Raw genomic sequence first — 24,465 nt, 5'->3', positions numbered from 1 at the left:
ATTCAAGGGCATATTATATTTTGACAGGTGGTGATGGAGCATTGGAATGTATTGGCACAGAACTTGGATTTTTTCTTTTGAAAAACAGGCACCATTGTGAAGGCTTTTTCTTACTTGACGAATTGAACAGTAAAGCAAGGGAGATGCTTAAGAGGCAAGAGAAAAACCGTGCATATGTTGATAGTGTTGTTCAGCCAGTTCACCAGAAGATTGCACAAATCGAAGCACTCCATGAGAAACTTTTGGTTATTGATTTTCCAACGGCTGATTTTAAAACAGTTAAAGAAACACTTACTACTCTTGATGAACACAATTTTGCTTTTTGGAAATTAGCCTTTGTCTGTGAATTCTTTGATCCTAACGGAGATGATCTCTTCGACGAGTATTGCAAGAAAGAAGGTTGCAAACTGAGCCAAAAAGAGAGGTCAACAATGCTTCGTTATCCACAGCATAACTATGTACAGGAAGAAAGGTTCAGCATGCTTACATTTGCTAAGGAATGCCTTGGAAAGAAAAAAAGCATTTCAGGAGTCACCAGTGCGAAAGCATTTCTGCAAAATCACGCGAAAAAATACTTTTTCATTGACAACAGCTGGGAGTCAACTAAAATCTTAACCACAGAGGATTTTGAAAAAAGATTACAAGAGTTAATTCTGGAGAAAAAAGAGGTTATTGAGGAGCAGATTATTGATCTCACAACAGATTGGACAAAAAAGCATCAAAAAATTCGAGAAAAGTATACTTGGAGCGACGATCTTGATAACATCTTCTATTTTTTTCAGGAGTTAACCTACCTCCGTGATCATCGAAAGAAAGCCGTGCTTTTGTTGAATCACTATTATGATCAGTGCATCAGGCGCATGGAAGAGATTACTGACATACCGTACAAGGAATGGCGGGTTTGCCGAGCAGAAGACATTGCAAAAGGAAGAACAAAAAAAGAATACCAACAGATCATTGCAAAACGCCAGGAAATTATCATGAGCATCTATTCAAAAAACCAAATTATTCGAGTGCTTGAAGAAGAAGCAAAAGAGTATTATCAGCTTCTTTCAAAATCATTTGAAAATATTGGAAAAAATATTAAAGGGACAACAGCGTGTCGTGGAAAAGCAACGGGCATTATTAGAGTTGTGCTTGGTGAATCACACTTTGGGAAATTTAATGAAAAGGATATTCTCGTTGCCCATATGACAAGGCCAGAATACGTTCCTCTTATGAAAAAAGCAGCAGCTATTATTACTGATGAGGGCGGCATTACCTGCCATGCAGCGGTTATCGCAAGAGAATTAAACGTGCCTTGCATTATTGGAACGCAGATTGCAACAAAGGTGTTAAAAGACGGTATGGTTGTTAGCGTTGATGCAGACAAAGGAATTATAAAGATCACCGAACAATGATGACGTCAAAAAAAGTAAAAAAGGCGATTGAATGAGACAGAGACATATTGACTTTATTCGAAAAACAACGTGGTATAATCAGGGAGGGGAGACTAAATTTTTCTATATGACTGCACCAATCAACCCAGCTATTTTTGATAGTGATCATGGCTATGAAACGATGATGGCCTTTTGCTTTAACGGCCATGGAAACTGGGGACTATATATAGATGGATTAGAACGGCTCTCAGTAAGTATACTCCAAAATCTTTTTTCTGAAAAGGATTATAGCAAACGATTAGTAAAAGAACATGATACAAGGGAAGAAGAATTAGACAAAGCTCTCCAGCGATATGTGCTTCTTGAAAAGCATTCAGATGAGGAATTGAGACTGTCGCTTGCCAATGTTAATCAATTATATTCATCGGTATGGAAACCATTTATCTTTATTGATTCCTTTGATTTGTGTTGGGAAGAGCAGCTACAAGAGATTATGGAAGAAGAGCATACCATGAAATTATCGAAGGAAGAGATTAAGACATTATTGTTGCCGGATGAGATGTCATATACTCAGGAAGAGGAAGTTAGCCTTCTGAAAATAAAACTTTGCCTCTCAAAAAAAACAATTGAACAGCATCAGCAGGAATTTTTTTGGTATACCAATAACTACGGATATATCGAGATAGAACCTGTTTCTCACTTTTTGGAACGATTACAACATTTATCTAACGCTAAAGAAAGACTTACTGAAATAAATAAAAGAATTGAAGAGACACGAAAAGCAAAGCAAATGATCTTAAAAAAATATAACTTACCTCCTAAGACTCTGCTCTTTCTTCAATTTATGGCACTCTTAGCAAAGCGAAGAGATATGAGGAAACGATGCCAGGCAAAAGGAAATGTTCTCTTAAAAAGATTTTTGCAGGAGATTGGGAGAAGAAGATCCATTGATTATCACCTTTTCGAACAACTCTCTGCCCATACTATTGTTACTGATCTTTTCTCAAAAAAAGAAAAAGAGTTAAAAGCTATTGGGAACAAAAGCTGTGGCCTTTACGATTATAAGCAAGGATCATTTGTGTGGTATGGAAAGGATGCAGAAGAAATCAAAGCAGTCTATGATGCCGCTATTTGTATGGAAGGTACGGAGATCAAGGGCATGCCTGCCTGTAACGGAAAAGCCAGGGGAAGAGTTAGAGTTATTATTAGTATTAAAGATTTTTCAAGGATGAAACAAGGAGAGATACTGGTAACATACAACACGAGACCAGAATTTGTACCCATCATGAAAAAGGCAGGAGCTATTGTTACTGAAGAAGGCGGCATAACCTGTCATGCAGCCGTAGTTTCCAGAGAATTGGGAGTTCCTTGTATTGTTGGAGTCAAGGCAGTAACACAGCGCTTAAAGGACAATGACCTGGTTGAGGTTGATGCAACCAATGGTGTGGTGAAAAAATTGGTGTGACACCTTGTCATAAGAAAGAAATACCATGATACAACCATATGTGATTCAATATCCAAAAAAAATCCTCGTAAAAGGAAATCATATAAAATTCGTTACACGAGAATCATGCATCAGTCGTGAAGAAGTATACATTTGGTGGATTCTAAACCACGGAACAGAAAGTTACTGTGATGTTTCTCGTCATAACGTTTTTGAGGCTTATGCCCATGAAGATTCGTTTCTTGCAACACTCAAAGCATTAAGCATACAACTGCAGGCTGAATGGAAGCGTCATCTCCACGAATATCCAAAAAAAAAGAATGCTGTTTTTCAGGCTGCTAAGGCAGTATCCCAATCATGCAGTTTTAAAAAGAGAAATGTTACAACCATTCTTAAGGCATTCGACGATTACAACAAAAAAGCCTATGAGTTCTGTGAGTACATTTTTGGTGCATGGGCGGTTATTTATTTTATAGAACCAGAAGTATTACAACAGTTAGGAGATCATGCAGAAACAATAACTGCCTTAACACAACCTATTGTTTACCAAAATATGCTCAATGATCTGTTTAGATTTACCGGAGAAGCCTGGCTAGCAAAGTATCAGTGGCTTAACATGTACAGTGTCTATGACCACCCCTATACGATGAAGGATTATGTCAAACTTCGTCAGCAAACCAACAAACAAGAAATGCCACAGCAGAAAGCTTTTTCTCAAGCAGAACAACGATACCGTCAATTCCTCAATACCTTGGACATAACACTCAAACAAAAGGTTGAAATTGTCCATACTTATAGCTTTCTCAAGACTGATCGTATTGACACGTGGAAGGAAGCTATGTTCCTCCTCCAACCATTTTATCAATATCTTGCTACAAAGGCAAACATTTCATTAGCTCTGGCTGCAAATTGCTGTAGTAAAGAAATTAAAGAGTTCTTAACTAAGGGAACAATCCCGGAAAAACTTAACCAGCGTACAGAAAGCTCGGCGATCTATCACTTCTTGAAGGGAAGGATTTTTATTACTTACGACCAACGCGTCGTCAAGAAAACGATTACTTTACTCGAAAAACCATGGAAATCAATCAAACAAATTACAGGTATTGTTGCCTGTCGAGGAAAGGCACAAGGACCAGTGAAAATCATCAGTCATTCTGATGACCTTGCCAAAGTAAATAATGGGGATATTTTTGTTGCAACATACACCTTTCCAACCTTTACACCAACCATGGCAAAATGTGCTGCTATTGTTACTGACGAGGGTGGTCTGACATCACATGCTGCAGTCATTGCAAGAGAAATGCACATCCCCTGCATTGTGGGCACGAAAATTGCAACAAAAATTCTTCATGACGGTGATGCAGTCGAAGTAGATGCAGAGCGGGGAGTGGTTAGAAGGATTTCTTGACGTAAAGATTAGTTTGTGGGCACAAATAGAAAGGTATATAAATATGTGCCCACATAGGATCGTTATGGTCTATCATGAAGTAAGAAAACAGAATGGAGAATCCTATCATTACCTCGTTAAAAATAGACGTATTGGTAATAGATCGAAGAAATTCAGTAAATATATTGGGAAAGGAAAGATTAGTCAGGCAGAACTCCAGCAGAAGAAAGAGGAGTTTATTGTAGAAGGATATCACTATCTCGAGAAAGAAGACTGTGTTGCTATTGAAGAAATAAAGCATCGATTTAATACGTATTTGGAGAAGGGGGGGAAATCCGGCCAGGAACAGTTTAAAAAATGGTATTTTACTGAACTAACCTATAACAGCAATGCGATAGAAGGAAACTCCCTAACTCTTCGAGAAACCGCATTGATTCTTAATGAAAAAATCATTCCAAAAGACTCAGATCTAAGAGAGGTATATGAAACGAAGAATCACCAGCAAGCAATTGAACTTCTCGAACGTTGCAATGGTGATCTTAATGAAGAGTTAATTAAAAAAATACATAGATATATTCTTACAGATATTGATAACAAAAATGCAGGGAAATATAGAGAAATTAAAGTCTTTGTCACCGGAGAAGATGTTATCTTTCCCTCATCTCAAGCTGTTCCTAAACTGATGAAAGGTCTTATCAAATGGTACAAAGAAAACAAAAGTACGCTTCATCCCCTTGAACTTGCAGCAATAACCTCCATGAAGTTTGTTAGCATTCATCCGTTCGTTGACGGTAATGGAAGAGTCTCACGACTGATCATGAACTTTTTACTCAAAAAACACCAATATCCTGAGATCAACGTTTATATGAAACAGCGCAATAATTATCTCCATTCGGTTAGACAAGCAAATGATGAAAAGTATGAACTCATTATTGATTTCCTTATCAAAATTCTCAAGTTAAATTATGCATTTTTGCGTGAGGAGGATACACACAAATGATCGTAAGAAAAGTGTGTGTTATCTCTTTATTATTCAGCAGCGATCACGGAAAGATTTAAATAAGAAACTTCATTTCTCTTCCTTAAATCATTGAGGTATTTACATGATGGGGGGATAAATATGTCAGATATAAGCAATACTGTAGACACCTATTTCTGTCTAGGATTAGATAATGGAAATTTGCCTGACAAGGGCGCAAATGAGGCGAGAATTGAAGCGTATAATCTTGGAAGCAATGTTCGCCGTGAATGGGGGGGATATCAAGGGTTAAAGAGTAACTTAGGTAATGCTCAATGGGTAAATTATTTGGAATCTATGCGCCAAGGTGCTGCTGACCCACCAACTGATCTTCAAAGTGCTGGCTTGCTTCCCGTCGTTGATAGCGATGAAAGAAGAGCCGCAGAAAGCGATCTTGTGCTCGGACAGCGTCGCATCATTGGATATCTTAACAACCTTCTAAGTCATCAGTTAGAAAGAGAGAGATTTCCCCAAGGATATCAGAGAGTAGAAGCGATGTTAAGAGAAGCTCGACAAGAAGGTAATCGCTAGAGTCTTGTTATCTGCTTATAATAGAAAACCTAAATGTTTAATATTATTTGTTAGGTTTTCGAGTATATAATCGAGGAAAAATATATTAAAAACTATTGTCCTCTATTATATTTTAGAAACAACCAACACGATCTCTCCTTTTATTTCTTTTTCTTTCATTTGAGTAAAGACTTCTGTTGCAGTTCCTCGTATAAATTCTTCGAATTTCTTCGTCATCTCTCGTGCAACACAAAGCTTTCGGTCAGGTATGATTGCTGCAATCAGAGCAAGGGTTTTTTTCAGTCGATACGGACTTTCATAAAAAACAACGGTATGCTCAGGAGAGAGGTGCTTAAATAACTCCTGCTTTGCCTTTTCTTTTTTTGGCAGAAATCCTAAAAACAAAAATGCATCCACTGGAAAACCAGAGCAAACAAGCGCAGAAAGAGCAGCACTTGGGCCAGGCAAAGGAATTACCTTGATTCCTGCTTCAGTGCAGGCACGAACCAGTAAAAATCCTGGATCACTGATACAAGGAGTTCCGTTATCACTGACCAAACAAATTTCTTTACCTTGGTGAAGTTGCTCGAGAATCCAAGGTATTTTCTGCTTTTCGCTATGTTCATGGTAAGCAACAAACTGGGCTTTTCGTTGAAGATGGAGAGCCTTGAACAATATTCCTGTACGTCGTGTATCTTCTGCAAGAATAAGGTCACATTCCTGAAGGATACGCATTGCTCTCAGCGTGATATCCTGGAGATTACCAATCGGTGTAGAAACAAGGTATAATGGCATTTTGTTTTAATCCACGGTAAAGAGTTTACTGTCGTGCCCTACATCAAATAAACCTAGTCGTGCACCAGCATCAAGCCACCCATGAGCATAATTTATGGCTGCAAAGGCATTGACATAATCACCCTTCTGCATGAAGTGTTCAGCGTCATGGTAATAGCGTGTTGCCATATCCAAAACATCCTCTGCTTGACGGTAAAGATGTGTTTTTTCAGGAGCGCTTATTTTTATTTTCTTTAGAGCTTTTGCGGTAACACGAAGGTATTTTTTGATTTTCACTTCAGTTATTTCCTTCATAGCTCAGAAAAGAGACCAGCACTATTTATGGTTTACTGTTTTTGCTTTTATGTTTTGTCTATCAAAACTATTTTAAAGAGTATTGATTACTCTTGCTTTTATTAATGGGATGGTATCTTGAAAAGAGATAATGCGCAACCAGTGAGTGATCATTATACACTAACTATTTCATCCATTGAAGCATTTCATGTACTGGAAAAGAGCAGTCACGAAGGAAGATATAGACTTGAGGATCGTGTTCTAGCAATGGTGAGTACATTTGAACTTCCTGATGCTAAAAGAGAATTCGTTACTCGAGTTGCTCTTGGTGTGTTAAGAGATCCATTATCCCCTATAGTCACTTTTAGTGATCAATATAGTTATATTGCTGGACTCGCAGAGAGCGTTACCTTTGCTTACACTGATAGATTTGACAGCTCTCGCACTGATGAGGCTTTTATAAATTCTCGTAAAAGATATTATGACATCGTCTATGGAAATCAACAGGGCCTTGATGAAGAAGATACCCCTGCTCGAGCACTTGGTATAGAACAGGTTTATGAAATAGTTGAGGCACATTTTGAAGAACCGTACCGTAGCCTCTTGAGTAATTTCATTGACCGCTCTCATTTATCCACCTCTCCAACGAGGCTTACGCAAGATGAGCTTGAAAAAAGAATAGATGGAATCAGAGAAAGATTAATGTTAGTGGCAGACGAGTTTGGAAGAGATGGCAAAATAGTGCTTCCGCGACGTCCTATTCGAACAGTCTCATTTGATCCTTTGGTGGTGACATTCGGCAGACGATACTATCATGGAAATCCTCTTGAGTTCTATGAACATTATCGGGAAACGTATGATGGGCTATCACGCACAGGTCTTTTTCAATTTGATAACGGACTCTATAAAGCGCTCTGGAAGGCTGATCAACTTGCTCAAGCAATCCCTACAATTGTAAACAGTGGACCAAATGGACTCACTCAGGCTGAGATTGACAAGATTGTCCATGCTCTTGAACCAGGAAAGAGAAGCCTGAAACTGGTTAGTCAAGAAACAGGGCATACGAGGGTAACCGTACGGAAATACGGAAGCAGGGCAGGTCTTGAAGACATGATGCCCACGCATGAAATACCAGAAAAAGAAAAAAAGAGGATCGTTGCTCTGTACGAACCGTGTAAAGGAAATGTTACTGAAGCTGCTCGAAGATCAGGTCATTCATGGGATACCGTGGACAAGTACTGGAGTGAAGCTCACTTAGATGAGCGCAAAGAAGGAGCATCGCTGCATCCATTAGAGGTTAGGGAAGTTCTTGCATTATATGACCCAGCAAACCCAAATATTGCAGCAGTTGCACGAAGATCTGGTTATAGATGGGGAACAGTAAAGAATTGTTGGGAAAATGCTGGTTACATCCTGAGAGGAAAGGGTGGAGCAATTCTCCCTGAAGAAACGACAAGAATTATAGATGCTTATACTACCTACCAAGGTAATGCTTCTCGCACTGCACGAGAACTTGGCTTTCACCGTGATACTATTGTTAGGCAATGGAGCACTCATGGATTAAAGCCTACAGGTAAGTGGAGAAAGGGAAGAAAAAAAGCAAATGATTTTCAATGATTCATCAAACCATTGAATCTCAACGATAAAATTCGAAAACTATTTAAACAAACACGCTTTTAAGTAAGTAAAATGCCTCGCGCAGCGAGGTGAAAAATGAGGTACTAACAAAATGGCACAAAAAGTTGCAAAAGTAGGCGTAAAAAAAGAATCTGGATGGCTCTACTTTGTTGATAAACAAGGAGATGTCTCACGAGCAAAAATGGCCCGCGGTGGTCAGAAGAGAAAAGGAAAAAAGCGCAAATAAACAAAGCTTATTCTTTTTCTTTTGTTTCTTATTTCTAAGAGTTCTATAAGTCAAGTATTTATAATAGAGGACAATAGTATTTAATATGTTTTTTCCTCTATTATATACTAGAAAACCTAACAAATAATATTAAAAATGTAGGTTTTCTATTATAATTTACACGTAAGCAACGTTATAAAAACTACAAAAAAGAATTAGCGTTTCTTCTGACCTGGGAGTGGGTATGGTCGTTTAACGGTTATGGGAAGAACACCAGCTGCAAACTCACGCTTTGCGATCTCTAAAGGACTATATTTTATTTCTTCGAGCTCTTTGTCGCTGATTTTGACCAAGAAGGGTGCACCTTGTGAGATCTGCAGTGCTCTACTGCCAAGCATTCGTGCAATTTCATATTTGGTATATTCCATTGGTTCGTTTTGTTCTGTTTTTGTCATAGAGATCACCAACATTTGTTCAAGCCCGTGCCTCAAGATCCTTGATTAAGGGGCGTAGTTCTTTTGCTTTCTTCATTGCCAATTCAACCATTGCAATAATTTCTTCAGGTTGAAGAGGATTATCTCCTCCTTTTTGGAGTGCACATAATTTTCCATTTTCCAGAGAAGCAACCGTCAAGCGTGCATCATACGCACCCTGCTCTTCAATCGTCGGATCGACAAACAATTGATCGCCAAGTTTATAGACCGTTACTTCAATGGGATACTTCAAGAGGGGAAGGTGCTCATTCGTTAGGGTTTTATAGTCAATCTTTCCGTTTTCATTGGTTGGGAAACGGGTATTCATCAGCGCTGCTAAAACCGCTAAACTTGAGGCATCAAAAAGATTGCCGCTATCATTGACGATGCAGATATCAACCTGAACAATCCATACCTTCTCGCCGACAATAAGACAGAGCTTTTTGGTATCAATTGCCTTTGACTCCCTAATACCACGATCGACAACACGAGCAAGCTCAATTGCTTCAGTGCTTGGAGGGCCCATTTCAAAATCAGGATTTGATAATGGTAAGAATTCTGCACCCACCATTAATGTTCCTTCATCAGGAATGTCTGGATAAGGCTTCTCAATTGCTAACTTCACTCCTGCGAGTAATTCAGTGTCTCCTATTTTTACCCGAGCAGATCCCTCAGCAGTTTTGACAACGCCAACCTCTATCTGTACGGGTCTGTACTCTTCCAATGATCTTCCATCATAGCGAATGCCTTTACGAAGGCATGCCAAAAGATGTGATTTTTGATCTATAGTTAATTTCTGTGCCATAGTTACTCACCATTTCTAAATTTCTCTTTTAATGCTGCTCGCTGAATTTCAGTAATTTTCTGGCAGGCATCCTTCACCAAACCAAGGCATTTGCTGAGCTCTTCTTTGGTGATAACGCCATCCATCTGTAAGAGGCTAATTTCGCCGGTTGAAGGAATCATCGCAACAGGAACGTCAGCAACCTCTCCATCCTGATACGCTTCTTCATCGTAATCCAAATCAACCACAAGCTTATCATCCACTTTTCCCACGCTGATTGCTGTCACTAAATCCTTCATAGGAATACCCGCGTCCGCTAATGCAATAGAGGCTGCACAGATTCCTGCACATCTCGATCCTGCATCGGTTGAGGGAAATTCGATAAAGACATCAACCACTGCATTAGGAAACTCTTCAAGGTTAATGACGGGCAGAAGTGCTTTCTCGGTAACGAGTGAGATCTCTCTTGCTCTTCTATTCTGTCCAGGACGTACTCGTTCACCTGCACCAGAAAAAGGCATCATGTTATAGTTACATCGAAGCACACCTTTTGCTGGATCCTGCAAGAATTTAGGGTACAGATCCCGAGGACCATACACCGCAGCATAAGCAACGGTTTTTCCTATTTTAAACATTGCCGAGCCCTCAGCTCTTTTAATAATACCTGCCTTTGCCTCAATTGGTCGTAGTTCTTCAAAACCTCTATTATCTGTTCTTTCTTCATAGCTCATAAGGAACACCTTTTCATCGTCTGTTCATAGTTATCATTATTGTTAGTCTCTGGGATGATTACAGAGAAACGCTTTGTTCTCCACTTCCCCCAACCAAACCACCCTTTTTCTCACTCAGGAATGCCTTAATTCGGTCAGTAAGTCCAGTGAGATGACTCTCTTGGGTAATCTTTTTAATGGTTGCAACCGCAAGATTCTCCTGGCTTGGCTCGCCATCAACCCAGACAACACCATTCTGCCCAACCACAATTCTACAGCCTGTTTCTTCCTTCAACATGCTTACCATTGACCCTTGTTTGCCAATAATACGAGGAACCTTGTATGGGTTGACAATGATAATTCTTCCACCCTGAAGTCTTCGTAATCCTGGTCCTTTGGTCGTAAGGTCAACTAAGTTTTGTGAGGTAACGCCAACGATCTTTGCAACAAGGTAATCTCCAACATCATAAAATTTGGTAAGATCTGTTCCTCGTTGAATAAAATTCGAAGTCGCATCTTTCATGTTCAAAAGTGCAGAATACGCTGAATTGGTATCAACTCTCCATCCACTAATCGTTACATCAATCACTCTTCCAATAATAGTGTCGCCACGCTTTGGCAAATAACGGCCAGCAAGCGGAATAAGTTTAATGGTTCTTCCAAGAACGCTTACCAAACCAAGTTTATGTGCCAGAACAGACTCACCCAAGCGATACGTACCCTCGCCAGGAACATAATCCATTCCCTCTGCTAATTTTTCACCAGGTACAACAACCTGTTTATTTTCAACGAGTAATTCTCCCATACTCACATCAACTCCATCACTAGCTTCTTACTGTCTTTTGTTATCATCTTTTGTTATCATCTTTTTTCGTATGTCATTATCGTGTCTGTAACAGTCTACTTTCAACGGTTCCATGGGTAAGGCTGTTGAGTTTATCAAAGAACTCTGATTCCATACCTCCAGGGATTTCAACCGTACATACAAAAGAACCATCTGATTCCCATTCCTCTCTAAGTAAAGTTCCAAACTGCTTGATAGACCCATAGGTCTTTGGCGCGTATTGTGCTGGGATCTTCAGTGCAAGTTGTTTCATTTCAAATCGGATAGGAAGTACTACCCTAATCTTTTTGACGATTTCCGGGATTTGTTCCTCGACTGATTTCAATTCCTGCACATGAACCTTTGCTTCCTCCAAGGCATTTGCAATCCGTTGTGGTGGATGAGGCAAATGGGTTTTAGGATCCACACCATTTCTACTGATGAGGGCAATAATCCGTTTTAATTTATCCTCGCGGACTTTAGCTCTATGTTCAACGGTAAACTGAATCTCCCCTTCTTTAAGAATCTTCTGAGCCACAACCATTGGATCAGTGCTTTCAAAAAGTTCCTGCATCTGATGTTCAGACGCAAGCAACCCTTTCCGAGCATCTGTATAAACCTTCTCTGCCTTCAGCACTTCAGGAAGCGTAACACTTTTGCCTTCCTTAAACTCAACTGCTTTGTCTGGATCAATAACAATTTCAAAAATGTGTCCCTGTTTTTTTAGTCGTGCGACATTCAGGGAAACTTTTTCGTGGTCAAATACTTCTCTCATTTTATTTGATCCTTCTTTCTCATCTGTTTTAAGACATTATCAAGTTCTTGCCTGCTCAGTCGTTTAAACATACCCTCTTTTGCCGTGATATAGGCACAATCCAATCGTTCAACACCAAATTTATTATCGAGAGTCTTTACCAGTGCTTTTACTGCAAGTTTCATTCCTTCATCTAAGGTCATGTTTTCTCGGTATTCCTTATGGAGAATGTCTTCTATCTCTACTTCTCCTTCGCCAATAACCGTTGCTTTGTACTCGAAGAAGATCCCTGTAGGATCGGTCTCAAAGAGATGCGGCTTTCCTTGATCAACACCAGCAATGATTAACGAAACACCAAAAGGTCGTAAGCCACCGGTTTGTGTACAGAACTGCTTGACATTACAGATATCCTTAACAATACTCAAGGTGTCAGTAGGACTGTCAAAGGTTACTTGGTGTTGCTGTGCTTTTATTTGTGCACGTTCGACGAGAATTCTGGCATCTGAAAGTATACCCGAGGCAGTTGCTGCAATATGATCGTCAATCTTAAAAATTTTCTCAACAGATTCAGGGACAACCAAGGTATCAACAATACGTTTATCCGTAACAAGAACGATACCATCGCTACAGGTAAGACCAATTGCCGTACTTCCCTGTTTGACGGTTTTCTTGGCGTATTCAACTTGTAAGAGTCTTCCGTCTGGACTGAACATGGTAATGGCCCGATCATATCCCATTACCTGATGTGTCATTGGTTGCATAGTAAAGGACCTCCGTTTTTATCCTCAATCATTTTTATCTTCTTTTGGTAAACTTGGTGAATGTTATGAGCGAGTTTTTAAATATTTGTGTTGAGCCTTTGCTAAAATGCCGCTTACTCCTTTGATGTGGAATATAACAGGAACCGTTCCTATCTGCTGAGCAAAGCACAAACCTGCTCTGACTTCATCAACCGACGTGTGGTTCACGCGAATGATTCCCTCTTGATTCCCTAGATGATAATGGTCATCTAAAAAAGAAACACCTGCTTTTGCAAGCTGCTTCTCGCCAAGGTATCGCAGAAGGGCCTCTATGAGTGCCTGTTGTATCGCTCCTACATCCTTAAGTGGGGATGAAGAATGGATTTGAAAGACCAAATACCGTTTACGTTCGCGTAGCGTAGGTAATAATGGCTTAATCTTCATGGTAAATGCAAGGCACGCCCTCCAAGGGCCGAGAAAAAAGAATATGCCTTTTCGTCTTTTCTCTCTCTGTACACATGCAAATGGGTTATCATTTATAAAGTTTTTGGAAAAAGCATAATCTTTATAAAATGGCTTTGGTTTCCCCCTTCCTTCTTGGGCCCGTAGCATAGTCTGGCTGGTGCGCTCGACTGATAATCGAGTGGTCCTGAGTTCAAAGCAATGGAAGAACTGTCTTCTATCGTGAATGTCTCAGCGGGCCCATCCTTTTTTTGAGGGCCTATTTCTTCATTTTTGTAGTAATAATACTTACTCTCTGAAATATTTCCGGTTATTTTTCAGAAAGGCATATAAACTTTATCGAATTTACCACCCTCTTTGGGGTTTGTAGCATGAAAAAAAGCATGTTATTATTTACTGAGGCAGGCCAAGTGCAGAGAGTTACCATCAAGATCCCCAAGAAAGCACAATTGGTCTATGGAACTATGAAGATAGAAGGAAAACCGGTTGAGTAGATATCCAGCCGAATCTCACTCTTACTAATATCTGCTACGGAATGCGTTGGAGCTGTTTGAGAATATAGTTTTCCTCTTCTTCGTCTTCGTGCAGGCTTTCTTCGTCGTGCTTATGACCATGATCGTGTCCATGTTCTTCTCCTCTGGTTGGCTGTGGAGATGACGGTGGAGAACTCGTTGCTTCAGGCTCTTTTTCTGGCTCTTTCTTGTCAAAATGACCTATGCCTTGGGTAAATTCAGTGATCTGTAATTCAACAGTTGAGAGCTGTTCTTCAGAAAGCTGGCGTGGCTGCCATTGGAAGTTAAGGTTGTCATTTTCACGCCTCGGAAGGATATGAGCCATGCAATGGGCAGCAGTTTGTCCAGCAGCAATACCATTCTGTACGATAATATTTGTACCTGTTGATCCCAGAGTCTCGAAAACAGCAGTCGAGAGTTTATTACAAACTAAAAGCATCTCTCCCATAACAAAATCGGGTACTTGTTCAATGATGGGAAAATGCTGTTTGGGCATGACTAACAGATGTCCATAAGCTGCTGGCGCTGGTGCAAGGACAGCCATGACCGTGTCGTTCTCAAAAACTTTTTGAGCAGGAAAATGTCCTGCTACCATACTACAGAAGGTGCATGTGTCATTTGCCATGGTCGTTGTGATCGTTTTTTATTGTCTTCCAAGGAAAAGATTACTAATCTTGTCAAGATCAACATCCTTTTCGCTAACCTTGGTGGATTGTTTTGGTGACTGCTGAGGTGATGATTCCTCTTGACGCGCTTCCTCTTCAGGCTCTTCTTCAAACTCTGCATCCACAACCGGAGCTTGTAAGGAAACCTCCTCTTCTCCAGTTTTTTCAAGTCCGAAGACTTCATTGATCTTGGGCTTAAGGCGTTTAAGAACATCAGCAATCTGTTCTGGGCTCATCCTTTTTTCAGGAATAGTAAAATTTGTTAGTCCATCATTGTCCTTACGAGGGACAAGATGAACCATGAAATGCTGCGCTTTTTGACCTGCAGCCATACCATTGGCAATAAAGACATTGGTTCCTTGGGCTTTAAGGGCACGGAGTAATGCATTTGACATAGCCTTGGTCACCATGGCCAAATGACGTAGCTCATATTCTGGAACCTGAGGCATGATGACATAGTGCTCTTTAGGAATGATAAGAACATGACCGGGATTTGCAGGGTTAATATCCATAATAGCAATACTCATCTCATCCTCATAGACTTTTTTAGAGTTCACTTTTCCTGCAATGATATGACAGAAAATACAATTTTGCTTCTGATACTCCTTGATCTGTTCAGGACTCATCTGTTGGAGTTGTTCTTGCGTCATTTCCATGCTATCTCCTTAAAAGTAAGGTACTATTAAAGCTTTTGCGTCTTTATTTCCTGCTTTGATTTCCAGAAAAAGTATCCAATGACGATAAAGGTGATTACCGGAGTGAGCCAAGCTGGGATATGAAAGCCAAAGCTGTCAGAGAGCATGATAAGACCCAAAAAAAGGATAGAGTACATAGCTCCATTCTTCAGGTATTTGTACTTCTTTACCCGTTCGACATTGCCTACGGTAATCTGTCGTACCACAACAGCACCAAGGCCATTACCGATTAAAATAAGGGGCACAGACAGCGTGAAGGCAAAAGCTCCCAGAACCCCATCAATCGAGAATGTGGCATCAATTACTTCAAGGTAGAGGATTTTGCTGGCGTCTGATAAACTTCCTTTTTGCATGAGTTTTGTTTCTGCCTGTTCTGCGTTCTGTTTAAAGCCATGGGTAATGAAAAATGCGGTTGACCCGACAACTGCAGAAAATGCCATTAAAGCGTTTTTCTGAGCAGCAAACCAGACAATAACCATCAAGAGAATAGAGACAATAGCATAGAACCAGAGGCTATAACGGGAAAAAAACTTTTCTCCAGGTAATCCAAAATGCTTTGGTTCAAGGAAAAGCCAATGGAAGAAGAGGAAGATAAGAAAAACACCACCCCCAATTAAAAGGACGGGCGCAGATCGTTCTATAGCTGCTGCTACACTTGGATCATTGCTGAAGGTAGCAGTTAATGCTCCCAAAGGGCCTAATGAAGGCGTGGTTACCCATATAATCAGCCAGGGTAGTAGTCCACGAACAGCAAACACTGCTATAAGAAGACCCCATAACAAGAACCATCGCCGTGCTTTTTCTTGCATGGTTGCAACAACTTCTGCATTGATAATAGCATTATCAATACTACTAATGGTCTCAAATAAACAAAGTCCTATGACCACCAGGATTAGGGAGACAATGTCCATGACAAAAGAATAAAGTAACCGATCTATAAAAAGATTCCGCAACTTTACGCTCAGGGCCACTGTAGAAAATTTTATAAAGATACTCTCTGATCAAAGAAATATGCCTGCAATTTTCTTTTACAAGAGAGGGGTGAGCCCATTAATTGCTACGATCTTGCTTATCTTCTTTGCCATTGTGCTCGGAGCAACGGTTATTAACTGGGCTCCAAAAATGCCTTCAGATGACACTGAAAGTCCCTTTACCGCAATTCCGAGCGATCTCTGTGAGGGAGTTCAGCTTACGGTTGAAGAAAGCTCTGATGATGTTAAGATTTGCTACTTCACTGATGTTGATACTCGACTTCAATTTGTTCTCAAAAATGATGGGGTTGTCAAAATTCATGGGCTCAAGCTCTATATACTTGGCCAGCATGATGAACCATTTAGTAAGGTCATTAAGGATTCAAGCATTGAGCCTGGTGATGGACTGAAAAAAGAAGTCCTCATCCCTCCTGATTTAGGAGCTCCTCAAAAAGTTGAGATCATTCCCATCATTAAAAGCGACGTCCTTAACCGACTTCTGGTGTGCACCCCTAAAAAATGGGAAGAGCCACTCATTGAACCATGTTAACCATTACCTTAGATATTAGGAAATCAGTAGAAGAAAATGCTGCAGCATATTTTGAAAAAGCAAAGAAAGCAAGGAAAAAGCGAGAGGGTGCGCTCAAAGCACTGGCTATTACCCAGGAGAAATTAAAGAAGATTCAGGAAGAAAAAGAGGTAAAGACACAATCCTTTGCAAAAACACTTGAACAACAAAAGCAAGGAAATGTGCTGAAGAAACAGGAATGGTATGAAAAATTTCGATGGTTTTACAGCTCAGAAGGATTCCTTTGTATCGGAGGGCGGGATGCAACCACCAACGAGATTGTCATTAAAAAACACACGGAAAAAAATGATATTGTCTTTCATACAGATATGGCAGGAAGCCCCTTTTTTGTGATTAAAGTAAAGGACGAAAAGCCAACAGAAATAACGCTTCAAGAGGTTGCAGATGCTACTGCCACTTACTCACGGGCATGGCGTCAGGGATTGGCAAGCCTCAATGTGTTTTATGTTGCACCAGATCAGGTCTCCAAGCAAACCAAAGCAGGAGAATACATGGGAAAGGGTGCCTTTATGATCTATGGAAAGACAACCTACCTTCATGGTAGTGTGAAAATTGCCATTGGACTTGATCAGAACAGCCAGATCATCGGAGGTCCAGTTAGTGCTGTCCAAAAACAGTGCAAGAAGATCATAACCCTTGTGCCTGGAAGGGAAAAGGCAAGTGATGCTGCTAAACTTATCAAAAAAAAGATTGATGGAAATCTGGATGATATTGTTAAAGTGATCCCTCCTGGTGGATGCCAGATCGTAAAAACATAAACTAAACGAGCCTTAAGTTATCAATAACTTTATATAAAATAGTGTCTTCTCCTCTCCTATGCTTGATAATATTAGTCTTGGGATCATCGATGCATTGTCTGAGAACGCACGAACGCCAATCTTGCAGATTGCAAAACGGTTACAGGTTTCTGAATCTACGATTAGAAAACGGGTTGAACTGCTCGAAAATAAAGGGATCATCAAAGGATACTCTCTCCAAATCGATCATGAAAAGCTGGGCTATCAGAACATAGCCTTTGTTGGTGTTGATGTACAGTCTGAACGCTTTCTGGCAATTGCGCATCAACTCAAAAACGTTAAAGAAATTGCTTCTGTTGCATCCTCCACTGGAGATCATATGTTCATGCTCAAAATAATGACAAAAAATACAGATCAACTGTGTGATATCTGTGAGCAGATTAAGCGGCTTGATGGTGTCACCCGTATCTGTCCTGCAATCATCAAAGAGACTCTGAAAGGAACATTGTAAGGTATATTGTAATCATAACGAGATAAGTGACTGATAATTATGCATTGTTTGCTTGGATTTCTTGTCAGCGAGTACGTTTTTCGTAAGAATAAACACGAGATTCGTACCTCTAGGGGAAAGGTTTAAAAATACCTTCAAATTCACAATTGTTAACTTTGGATAAGAAGTAATATTGTACGATAAAAGGCAAAAAATGATAGAGTCTTTTTTAATTACGTCGAGGGAAACACTCGAAGCAAGCCTTGTGGTGGGTATTGTCATGGCGTATTTGAACCGGACAAACAACCAACAATTCAAAAAGAGCGTGTATTATGGGATTATTTTTGGAATTCTTATCAGTCTTCTTTCAGCATATTTTTTTATGGTTATTGCCGGAGGATTTGAGGGAAGAACTGAAGAGCTCTTTGAAGGTATCACCATGCTTATCGGAGCTTTTCTTCTGACGACCATGATCTTATGGATGATGAAGCAACGTCATGTTGCGCAGCAGATTGAGGCAAAGGTTACGAAGCATATTGCCCATCCAACGCCTTTATTCTCTCATGTCGGTATCTTCCTGCTCATTGCTATTGCAGTTATCAGAGAAGGGGTTGAAACCGTTATCTTCCTGAATGCTATCAATTATGCCTCAGGTATTAGCTTTATTGGAGGACTTTTAGGTATAGGCATTGCCGTCCTTGTGGGTTACCTTTTCTTCATGAGCACTACAAAGATCAATCTCAAGAAGCTTTTTACCATAAGTAGTGTTCTTCTGATCCTCTTTGCTGCAGGATTAGTTGCTCATGGTGTTCATGAGTTCGAAGAAGCAGGTGTTTTGTCAGGAATCATAACACCAGTATGGGACATTAATCCTCAAGTAGTGGGAGAAGGCCAGTATCCGCTCCTCCATGAAAAAGGTGCTATCGGCAGTTTCTTCAAGGGCTTGTTCGGCTATAACGGAAACCCAAGCCTATTAGAGGTGCTTTCCTATGCTACCTATCTTGTCCTTATTTTCTTCTTATACCTGAGAATTGAACAGCAACAATTCCCTCAGAAAGCCGAAGCTTGAGTGCACAAAGGTATATAAATAAGCCCATGTTTTCTTTACTCTACAGGGGACGTAGTATAAGCCATTTAGCCGAAGCTAATATGGGTACAATCTGGCTAGAATAGGTGGCTCCAGTCATGGAGCGATGAGGCAAAATGCCGATGATTACAACACTATGGTATGTCAGACATCAGCTCTGAGGAAGATACCATCTGATCTGGGTTCAAATCCCAGCGTCCCCATTTATTCCCCAGCATCTCTTAAAGCTATGAAAATGTTTTTATAGGGTTGCTTCTTTTTCTATCACCATGAGCTTTCTTGAAAGAAACCAAGGTTGTCCTGATCCCGCAACCAAAGGAGGATGTTTTGGTCCATCAGGAGAATATTACACGCTGTTTAGAACAGAATTACGATTCTTACTACCACATGTTGTTATGGCCACACTCATTGGATTAGTGTTTTTTGGCGTGTTATTCTTACTAAAGAAAACAGAGAGGATAACATTACCGCTCTATCTGATTATCATCGTTTCACTAAGTGCTGCTCTTGTATCATTTGTGTTATTAGCTTATTTCTTTCCTGTAGGAGTAGTTTATTGAGTCTGGCATTATCAAAAACGTACAGAACAAAGGTAAAATGAGAAGTCAGAACTAAACGCTATAGACGACATCATGATGATCAAGATCATAAAAAATTATTCTGTCGTCGGAAGGGATATATTTGAAAAGTAAAACAAAAGGGCCCTTGATATGAACTCGCTTGAAATCCTGTAGTGGTTTTTTCAGGTTTTTATAATGGTTAACATCATCGCAGGTCAAAATCTCATCCATCTTGCTCATCAGTGCTTCGTACATCACCTTATCTTTTTTGGAAGTTTTGATCATTTTCTTCTTTAAGCCTTCTTCTATCGAGAATTCACGCATGGTCTATTTCATCTCGCAGAGCAGATAAGTCGCTATAATTACTGAACTTACCTTTTTTATCCAGATTCATTATTTTAGTTGCATATTCAGGTCGAAGCTCTGGTTCAAGAAGTTCTTCTTCATACTTACTGATGATGAAATTAACAGCATCAGACTTATTCTTAAGGCCAAACTTTCCTTTAACAATGGTTAAAAGCCGATCTTGATGCTCGCCAAGATTGACTATTGCTTGTACCATTTTGTATTCCTCTGCTTTAGATTTTTGTTTATGGTTATAAATTAAATAATTGATTATAAACTGGTTATAGGGTGTTCTCCTAATAATGATATGTTATGATTTATAATAATGTATAATAGATTATTATGGACTATTATTTAAATCTTTTGTAGCCGAAAGCCGAATGTTTGCAGTCTCAGAATAGAAATATGCTCATTTCCACGCTTATCGTTTGCTTCTCTTTTTGAGAGGTTTTTTAACAATAAGCTTGGTATTGTCCTGCTTTTCTTGCCAGGCAATCTCAAGGCAACGAAAAGCCAGAACAAGGAAAAATAAGAAGAGTAAGAGTCCCAACACATGAGTACCAAACCGTTGGTTTACCTTAGACATAACGACATTAAATGTGCTTGTTGTCTGATTAGTAGGATAAACCTCTAAGGAAATAAGCGGACTTTCAGTAGCGTTCTGCTGATCATGAGCAATAAACATCACCTGATCTGTTCCTGACCAATTTAAAGGAGGAGTAAGGGTTGCAAGTCCTAAACGGTTATCAATGCTTACCGTTACGTACACTGGTGTTGTGCTGGTATAAGTCAATGGATCATTATCAGGATCATCAAAATGTTCATGTAAGGCAATTACCCTGACCGTGTTCACTGGCCACGATTGAAGAGCAAACGCTGACTGACTTTGGTTCATGATGTATTCATGATCCATGATATAATAACTTCCCATACTCATCAGAACGATAAACAGGAAGACAAGTATAAGTAACCCCAAAGCAACTATTCGAGGAATTCTCCAGGGATTTTGCTTACCTTTTTGCTTTTGCACAGCGGTCACTTCTTCATCTGTCTTTTTTCGTCGTTTACTGAAAAGGAAAATAAGTGCAATGATAAATAATAAAAGGATAAACAGGAGAAGGAGGATAAACCAATAATTGACAAAAAAGTCTGCAAGTGATGAACTCTTTTCTAAAACCACAGGGAGAGTAAAAGAATAGTACAGCTCCTCGTCTTCAACGGTTGTAGTCGCGAGAAGGGTTGCTTCATAATCCTCTGAGCTAGCATTCTCGTTTGGATAAAAGGAAACAAGAACATCAGCTGCTTCTCCTGGATTAAGCGTAATGGCCGTAGGTTCAAGCGTCATCCATTCAGGCTCTAGAGAGAGTTGATAGACTGCTCCATGTCCTCCGGTATGATAAACAGTAAGGATATGCTCACTAGGTTCATAGGGAATGGCAATCGGTGAAGTTTTCGTAAGATTAAGCCGATAACAATCATTATCAGAGAGAATCTCTAAGGACAGTTCTTCAAGAGCGCTTAACTCTTCATGTCCTACAATAGTAGCAAGGATTGTAAGAGTAAGGGTTTGTGTTTCTGTACATGGTGGATTAACCGATAGCGTAACAAGCTGCTCACTTCCTGGTTCTAAGTCCACGACGTCAGAAGAAAGTATAGCCCATTCGGGTTGGCCAACAACAGTAAGGTTGATTGTTGCGGGTAAACTTCCCTCATTACTGACAAGAACATCGTACGTAGCAGAACCACAACAACGCTTATCAACGTCTTTACTAACATCAAGCGCAGGGAGATAACATGAGGCAACCGTAAGAGGAATCTCCTTCTCAAGCTTCCATGCCCCTAAGGTACTGAGGCTAGTCAACATGGCAGTGTAATTTCCATGCGATCCCAGTGGAGGGGCAAGCATAAGGGTTGTATTCTCTGATCTGTTTCCCTGAACTGAAAGTGATGCATTGCTTAACGTAACCCAATCAGGGCCATCGAGCGTTAACTCATACGTGTTCGTGAAGGAAGCATCATTAAAAAAGCGTATTGGCATTAACTCATTGGTCAGCTCGCAAAGCGTAGAATTCAGCGGAGCCCACGCACTGTAGTTATAACAGGGAAGTACGGCTAGGCTTAAAGGTGTTCGTACCTCTAACCCACTTTTTTTTGTTTGAGTGATGAAACTGACATTGGTTATGCCGAAGGATTCGCAGGGAAAGGTAAGGTAAACATACATATCCTTAGATGCTCCTGGGTCAAGCCAAAACGCACTATGGCTTAGTGTCGTAAAAGCAGCATACTGATCAACGCTAAAGGAGTAATATTCACGAAAGCTTCCGGTATTAGTAATAGTCAGATTATAACGCGTTGGCTGACAAGGGCAATTTGCAGAGGAAAATGCAGGACTCGTCAACTGAAGATTGAGACAGTTTTGTACAACAATGGTCTGGGAAAGTATCTTTTGTTTTTCGGTAGTTGTTTGCACAAGGGTATCTAAGGAAAAAGTTCCGCTAACCTTACAAGGAACAGTAATATAGGTGATAACGGTTGTCTGTTCTCCCGGAGCAAGAGCAATCGAAGGTTGTGCTGGTACTGCCCATGTTGCAGCAGAGCCGGTATAGCTTATCGTATAGGTACTTTTAACATTGCCGGTATTCGTAAGGACAACAAGGTCTTTGAGTGTTGTACAAGAACAAGCAGAGAAAATCTTTGGTGATGAGGTTACGCTAAAGTCCTCATTGGTACTGTAGGTAATAATCGTGAAGTTGTCTGTTGTCGTTTCCTCTGCAACAACGAAAGGAAAAAAGAATGCAAAGAACACCATCAGGGTAATACCCCACATCACTGCTCGTTTGTTCATGGTGGAACACCCTGAATAGGACACTGATTTCCGCTGCTTTCTCCCTCCATCCCGGTGGGAGAAGAATAGGTAAAAAAAGAAAATAGACAGATAAAACTAAAGGGCGACACTAAAAAACCTAATAGTAGGTTTTTTCTGACCCCTCTCGTTCTTCCTCGTCTTCGTCTTCTCCACGGAGCTTGTTAAAGCCAATGATCAAACCAATGATCACAAGGAGGACAACAAGGATGATCAATGCAATTTCAAGGCCTCGCTTAATCTTCTCCCAGTTACCATCAGTTGCAACCGGTGCGCCTGCAAGAACCGTTGCAGTCAAACCAACAGTTTCGGAAGCATCATCATAAGCGATCTTTACATTAAAGACATGATCTCCGATAGTTGCATCGTCGTTTGCCGTAAGGTACAGGTAAACAGATTCAGTTGCACCACCTTGGACAACAACTACATTGCTTGGGTCTAAGGAATAGGTTCCAAAGGACTCAACACCACTAACCGTCAACGCATACGTTTCTGCGTTATTTCCAGTGTTCGTAATAACAATAGGATAGACAACCCCTTTCCCCTGTTCTACCTGTTGTCGTTCGGGAACACTGACAATGGTTCTTCCCGGTTGTTCTTCCTCGTCCTCTTCATCTTCAGGAGATTCTCCTGCACAGAGGTCTTCGTCAGCTACAACGCCAATAGACTGCTCACTGTATACTTTCTCGTCACCATCGTCATAGGTCACATCGACAAGAACGTCATAATCGCCTTCTTCAGCACATGCAGGGATTCTGAGGTATAATTCTTCTGAAGTCGTACTGTCTTCAGCCTCAATTTCATCAATATAATCAGTCGCAGAAACACCTAATTCTGGAATAGACGCCTTAATCCTGATTCCTTCCTCGTCGGTTTCACCAAAGTTCTCAACGCGGACGGTAACGAGCAACGATCGTCCTGCCATAACCTCATTTTCTGGGCTTAGCATAACTTCCTTAATCTCAACAAAATGGCGTGGAGTGTCAACTTCAAGCTGATAACTCTCCTCAACAGTTGCCTGTCCAGAACGGTCAGTGATATAGATTCGTAAGGTATATCTATCCTGTTCCATTCTTACTGGAAGCTTAAGATTAAGGGTTTTTGAATAGGTTACATTAGCTTTTACATCAAAAACATCGGTAATATCCTCGATAAGATCATTATGATCATATCCTCGTAAATTTGCCTCAACCTGAACATCAGAAAGGTCTGCTGTGGATTCAAAGACGACCTTTACATCAAGCTCTTGAGTTCGTTCAACATCAAGTACATTGATTTGGTTGGTAACAAGTTCGGTATCGTCAACTTCAACTTCAGTAATAGTCACTGGCAATGCTGCTACCATTGGTAACACAAAAAGGCTTGCCATCAAAAGCGTCAATAATCCAAATAGACTGTTTATTTTCATGGTTGTACCCCCGTACCCGACTCTTTTGCTCGGTTAAGGTTGAATATGTTTTTGTTATCTCCTGAAACGTAGTTACATGGTGTTGTTATCGTGTAACAATAACTTATATTTAAACTTTGCGGTAGTGAAGTATATATACGTTAGAGAG

At 40.2% G+C, this 24,465-nt stretch carries 27 protein-coding genes and 2 tRNA genes; 13 read left to right on the top strand and 16 right to left on the bottom strand.

Annotated elements, in window-relative coordinates; genetic code table 11:
* The first annotated feature begins 143 nt into the window (after window positions 1-143).
* From HYW21_05165 to HYW21_05145, 5 genes are all read left to right on the top strand, one after another.
* Window positions 144-1,400, top strand: coding sequence for a hypothetical protein (locus HYW21_05165; protein MBI2548712.1), 1,257 nt, complete (start codon window positions 144-146; stop codon window positions 1,398-1,400).
* A 31-nt stretch (window positions 1,401-1,431) separates the two neighbouring features.
* A complete protein-coding gene (locus HYW21_05160; GenBank protein ID MBI2548711.1) occupies window positions 1,432-2,844 on the top strand; it encodes a hypothetical protein in 1,413 nt (470 codons plus the stop codon).
* Window positions 2,845-3,376: 532 nt separating this feature from the next.
* Window positions 3,377-4,231 carry a hypothetical protein gene (locus HYW21_05155; protein MBI2548710.1) on the top strand — a complete coding sequence of 285 codons (855 nt, stop codon included), beginning with the start codon at window positions 3,377-3,379 and terminating at the stop codon, window positions 4,229-4,231.
* A gap of 64 nt (window positions 4,232-4,295) precedes the next feature.
* Complete coding sequence (locus tag HYW21_05150; protein MBI2548709.1) at window positions 4,296-5,210, top strand: Fic family protein; 915 nt, start codon at window positions 4,296-4,298, stop codon at window positions 5,208-5,210.
* Between the two features lie 120 nt (window positions 5,211-5,330).
* Entirely contained in the window at window positions 5,331-5,759 is a 429-nt protein-coding gene (locus tag HYW21_05145) for a hypothetical protein (protein MBI2548708.1), read from the top strand.
* 105 nt (window positions 5,760-5,864) lie between these two features.
* Here the strand turns inward: HYW21_05145 and rsmI are convergent, their stop codons facing one another.
* Together rsmI and HYW21_05135 are read right to left on the bottom strand one after the other, a co-directional pair.
* Window positions 5,865-6,533 (bottom strand): 16S rRNA (cytidine(1402)-2'-O)-methyltransferase, encoded by a 669-nt coding sequence (gene rsmI, locus HYW21_05140; protein ID MBI2548707.1) that lies wholly within the window; start codon window positions 6,531-6,533, stop codon window positions 5,865-5,867.
* 6 nt (window positions 6,534-6,539) lie between these two features.
* Window positions 6,540-6,827, bottom strand: a complete 288-nt coding sequence (locus tag HYW21_05135) for a DUF357 domain-containing protein (GenBank protein ID MBI2548706.1) — start codon at window positions 6,825-6,827, stop codon at window positions 6,540-6,542.
* A gap of 117 nt (window positions 6,828-6,944) precedes the next feature.
* On the opposite strand from HYW21_05135, the gene HYW21_05130 reads away from it, so the two are divergent.
* The gene (locus tag HYW21_05130) at window positions 6,945-8,423 is read left to right on the top strand and encodes a hypothetical protein (GenBank protein MBI2548705.1); all 1,479 of its coding nucleotides are present in this window, start codon (window positions 6,945-6,947) and stop codon (window positions 8,421-8,423) included.
* 441 nt (window positions 8,424-8,864) lie between these two features.
* On the opposite strand, the gene HYW21_05125 is transcribed toward HYW21_05130, so the two are convergent.
* From HYW21_05125 to HYW21_05095, 7 genes are all read right to left on the bottom strand, one after another.
* Entirely contained in the window at window positions 8,865-9,077 is a 213-nt protein-coding gene (locus HYW21_05125; GenBank protein ID MBI2548704.1) for a DNA-directed RNA polymerase subunit K, read from the bottom strand.
* A gap of 46 nt (window positions 9,078-9,123) precedes the next feature.
* Complete coding sequence (locus HYW21_05120; GenBank protein MBI2548703.1) at window positions 9,124-9,927, bottom strand: exosome complex protein Rrp42; 804 nt, start codon at window positions 9,925-9,927, stop codon at window positions 9,124-9,126.
* A gap of 2 nt (window positions 9,928-9,929) precedes the next feature.
* Window positions 9,930-10,637: an exosome complex exonuclease Rrp41 gene (locus HYW21_05115; GenBank protein MBI2548702.1), complete on the bottom strand. Its 708-nt coding sequence runs from the start codon at window positions 10,635-10,637 to the stop codon at window positions 9,930-9,932.
* 58 nt (window positions 10,638-10,695) lie between these two features.
* Window positions 10,696-11,421 (bottom strand): RNA-binding protein, encoded by a 726-nt coding sequence (locus tag HYW21_05110; GenBank protein MBI2548701.1) that lies wholly within the window; start codon window positions 11,419-11,421, stop codon window positions 10,696-10,698.
* Window positions 11,422-11,497: 76 nt separating this feature from the next.
* Window positions 11,498-12,214, bottom strand: a complete 717-nt coding sequence (locus HYW21_05105) for a ribosome assembly factor SBDS (GenBank protein MBI2548700.1) — start codon at window positions 12,212-12,214, stop codon at window positions 11,498-11,500.
* Window positions 12,211-12,945 (bottom strand): archaeal proteasome endopeptidase complex subunit alpha, encoded by a 735-nt coding sequence (psmA, locus tag HYW21_05100; GenBank protein ID MBI2548699.1) that lies wholly within the window; start codon window positions 12,943-12,945, stop codon window positions 12,211-12,213. The genes HYW21_05105 and psmA overlap by 4 nt, the downstream gene beginning before the upstream one ends.
* Window positions 12,946-13,017: 72 nt before the next feature.
* The gene (locus HYW21_05095; protein MBI2548698.1) at window positions 13,018-13,377 is read right to left on the bottom strand and encodes a hypothetical protein; all 360 of its coding nucleotides are present in this window, start codon (window positions 13,375-13,377) and stop codon (window positions 13,018-13,020) included.
* 155 nt (window positions 13,378-13,532) lie between these two features.
* On the opposite strand from HYW21_05095, the gene HYW21_05090 reads away from it, so the two are divergent.
* Window positions 13,533-13,638 (top strand) — tRNA-Ile (locus tag HYW21_05090).
* Window positions 13,639-13,923: 285 nt separating this feature from the next.
* Here HYW21_05090 and HYW21_05085 read toward each other — a convergent pair.
* From HYW21_05085 to HYW21_05075, 3 genes are read right to left on the bottom strand one after another with little or no spacing between them, the layout of a single operon-like run.
* A complete protein-coding gene (locus tag HYW21_05085) occupies window positions 13,924-14,532 on the bottom strand; it encodes an HIT family protein (protein ID MBI2548697.1) in 609 nt (202 codons plus the stop codon).
* Window positions 14,533-14,550: 18 nt separating this feature from the next.
* Entirely contained in the window at window positions 14,551-15,228 is a 678-nt protein-coding gene (locus HYW21_05080; protein ID MBI2548696.1) for an HIT domain-containing protein, read from the bottom strand.
* Window positions 15,229-15,254: 26 nt separating this feature from the next.
* Window positions 15,255-16,178 carry a DUF475 domain-containing protein gene (locus HYW21_05075; GenBank protein MBI2548695.1) on the bottom strand — a complete coding sequence of 308 codons (924 nt, stop codon included), beginning with the start codon at window positions 16,176-16,178 and terminating at the stop codon, window positions 15,255-15,257.
* A gap of 100 nt (window positions 16,179-16,278) precedes the next feature.
* Here HYW21_05075 and HYW21_05070 point away from each other — a divergent pair, with 100 nt between their 5' ends.
* The 6 genes from HYW21_05070 (at window position 16,279) to HYW21_05045 (ending at window position 19,701) form a co-directional block, all read left to right on the top strand.
* Window positions 16,279-16,788, top strand: a complete 510-nt coding sequence (locus tag HYW21_05070) for a hypothetical protein (GenBank protein ID MBI2548694.1) — start codon at window positions 16,279-16,281, stop codon at window positions 16,786-16,788.
* Window positions 16,782-17,585 (top strand): DUF814 domain-containing protein, encoded by an 804-nt coding sequence (locus tag HYW21_05065; protein ID MBI2548693.1) that lies wholly within the window; start codon window positions 16,782-16,784, stop codon window positions 17,583-17,585. Before HYW21_05070 ends, HYW21_05065 begins: the two co-directional genes overlap by 7 nt.
* 58 nt (window positions 17,586-17,643) lie before the next feature.
* Window positions 17,644-18,075, top strand: a complete 432-nt coding sequence (locus HYW21_05060; GenBank protein MBI2548692.1) for an Lrp/AsnC family transcriptional regulator — start codon at window positions 17,644-17,646, stop codon at window positions 18,073-18,075.
* 193 nt (window positions 18,076-18,268) lie between these two features.
* Complete coding sequence (locus HYW21_05055; protein MBI2548691.1) at window positions 18,269-19,123, top strand: FTR1 family protein; 855 nt, start codon at window positions 18,269-18,271, stop codon at window positions 19,121-19,123.
* A 45-nt stretch (window positions 19,124-19,168) separates the two neighbouring features.
* Window positions 19,169-19,344: transfer RNA gene (locus tag HYW21_05050), tRNA-Trp, on the top strand.
* A gap of 66 nt (window positions 19,345-19,410) precedes the next feature.
* On the top strand, window positions 19,411-19,701 hold the full coding sequence (locus tag HYW21_05045) for a hypothetical protein (protein MBI2548690.1): 291 nt from the start codon (window positions 19,411-19,413) through the stop codon (window positions 19,699-19,701).
* A 51-nt stretch (window positions 19,702-19,752) separates the two neighbouring features.
* Here the strand turns inward: HYW21_05045 and HYW21_05040 are convergent, their stop codons facing one another.
* The 4 genes from HYW21_05040 to HYW21_05025 form a co-directional block, all read right to left on the bottom strand.
* Complete coding sequence (locus HYW21_05040; GenBank protein ID MBI2548689.1) at window positions 19,753-20,025, bottom strand: addiction module toxin RelE; 273 nt, start codon at window positions 20,023-20,025, stop codon at window positions 19,753-19,755.
* Entirely contained in the window at window positions 20,018-20,263 is a 246-nt protein-coding gene (locus tag HYW21_05035) for a DUF2683 family protein (GenBank protein ID MBI2548688.1), read from the bottom strand. The genes HYW21_05040 and HYW21_05035 overlap by 8 nt, the downstream gene beginning before the upstream one ends.
* A 204-nt stretch (window positions 20,264-20,467) precedes the next feature.
* Window positions 20,468-22,891 carry a hypothetical protein gene (locus HYW21_05030; protein ID MBI2548687.1) on the bottom strand — a complete coding sequence of 808 codons (2,424 nt, stop codon included), beginning with the start codon at window positions 22,889-22,891 and terminating at the stop codon, window positions 20,468-20,470.
* Between the two features lie 118 nt (window positions 22,892-23,009).
* Window positions 23,010-24,317 (bottom strand): hypothetical protein, encoded by a 1,308-nt coding sequence (locus tag HYW21_05025; GenBank protein ID MBI2548686.1) that lies wholly within the window; start codon window positions 24,315-24,317, stop codon window positions 23,010-23,012.
* Window positions 24,318-24,465 lie beyond the last annotated feature (148 nt).

Source organism: Candidatus Woesearchaeota archaeon (assembly GCA_016187565.1).
GTDB lineage: Archaea > Nanobdellota > Nanobdellia > Woesearchaeales > JACPJR01 > JACPJR01.
The sequence above is the reverse complement of the archived record's forward strand: the minus strand, read 5'-3'. Positions and strand labels throughout refer to the sequence as shown.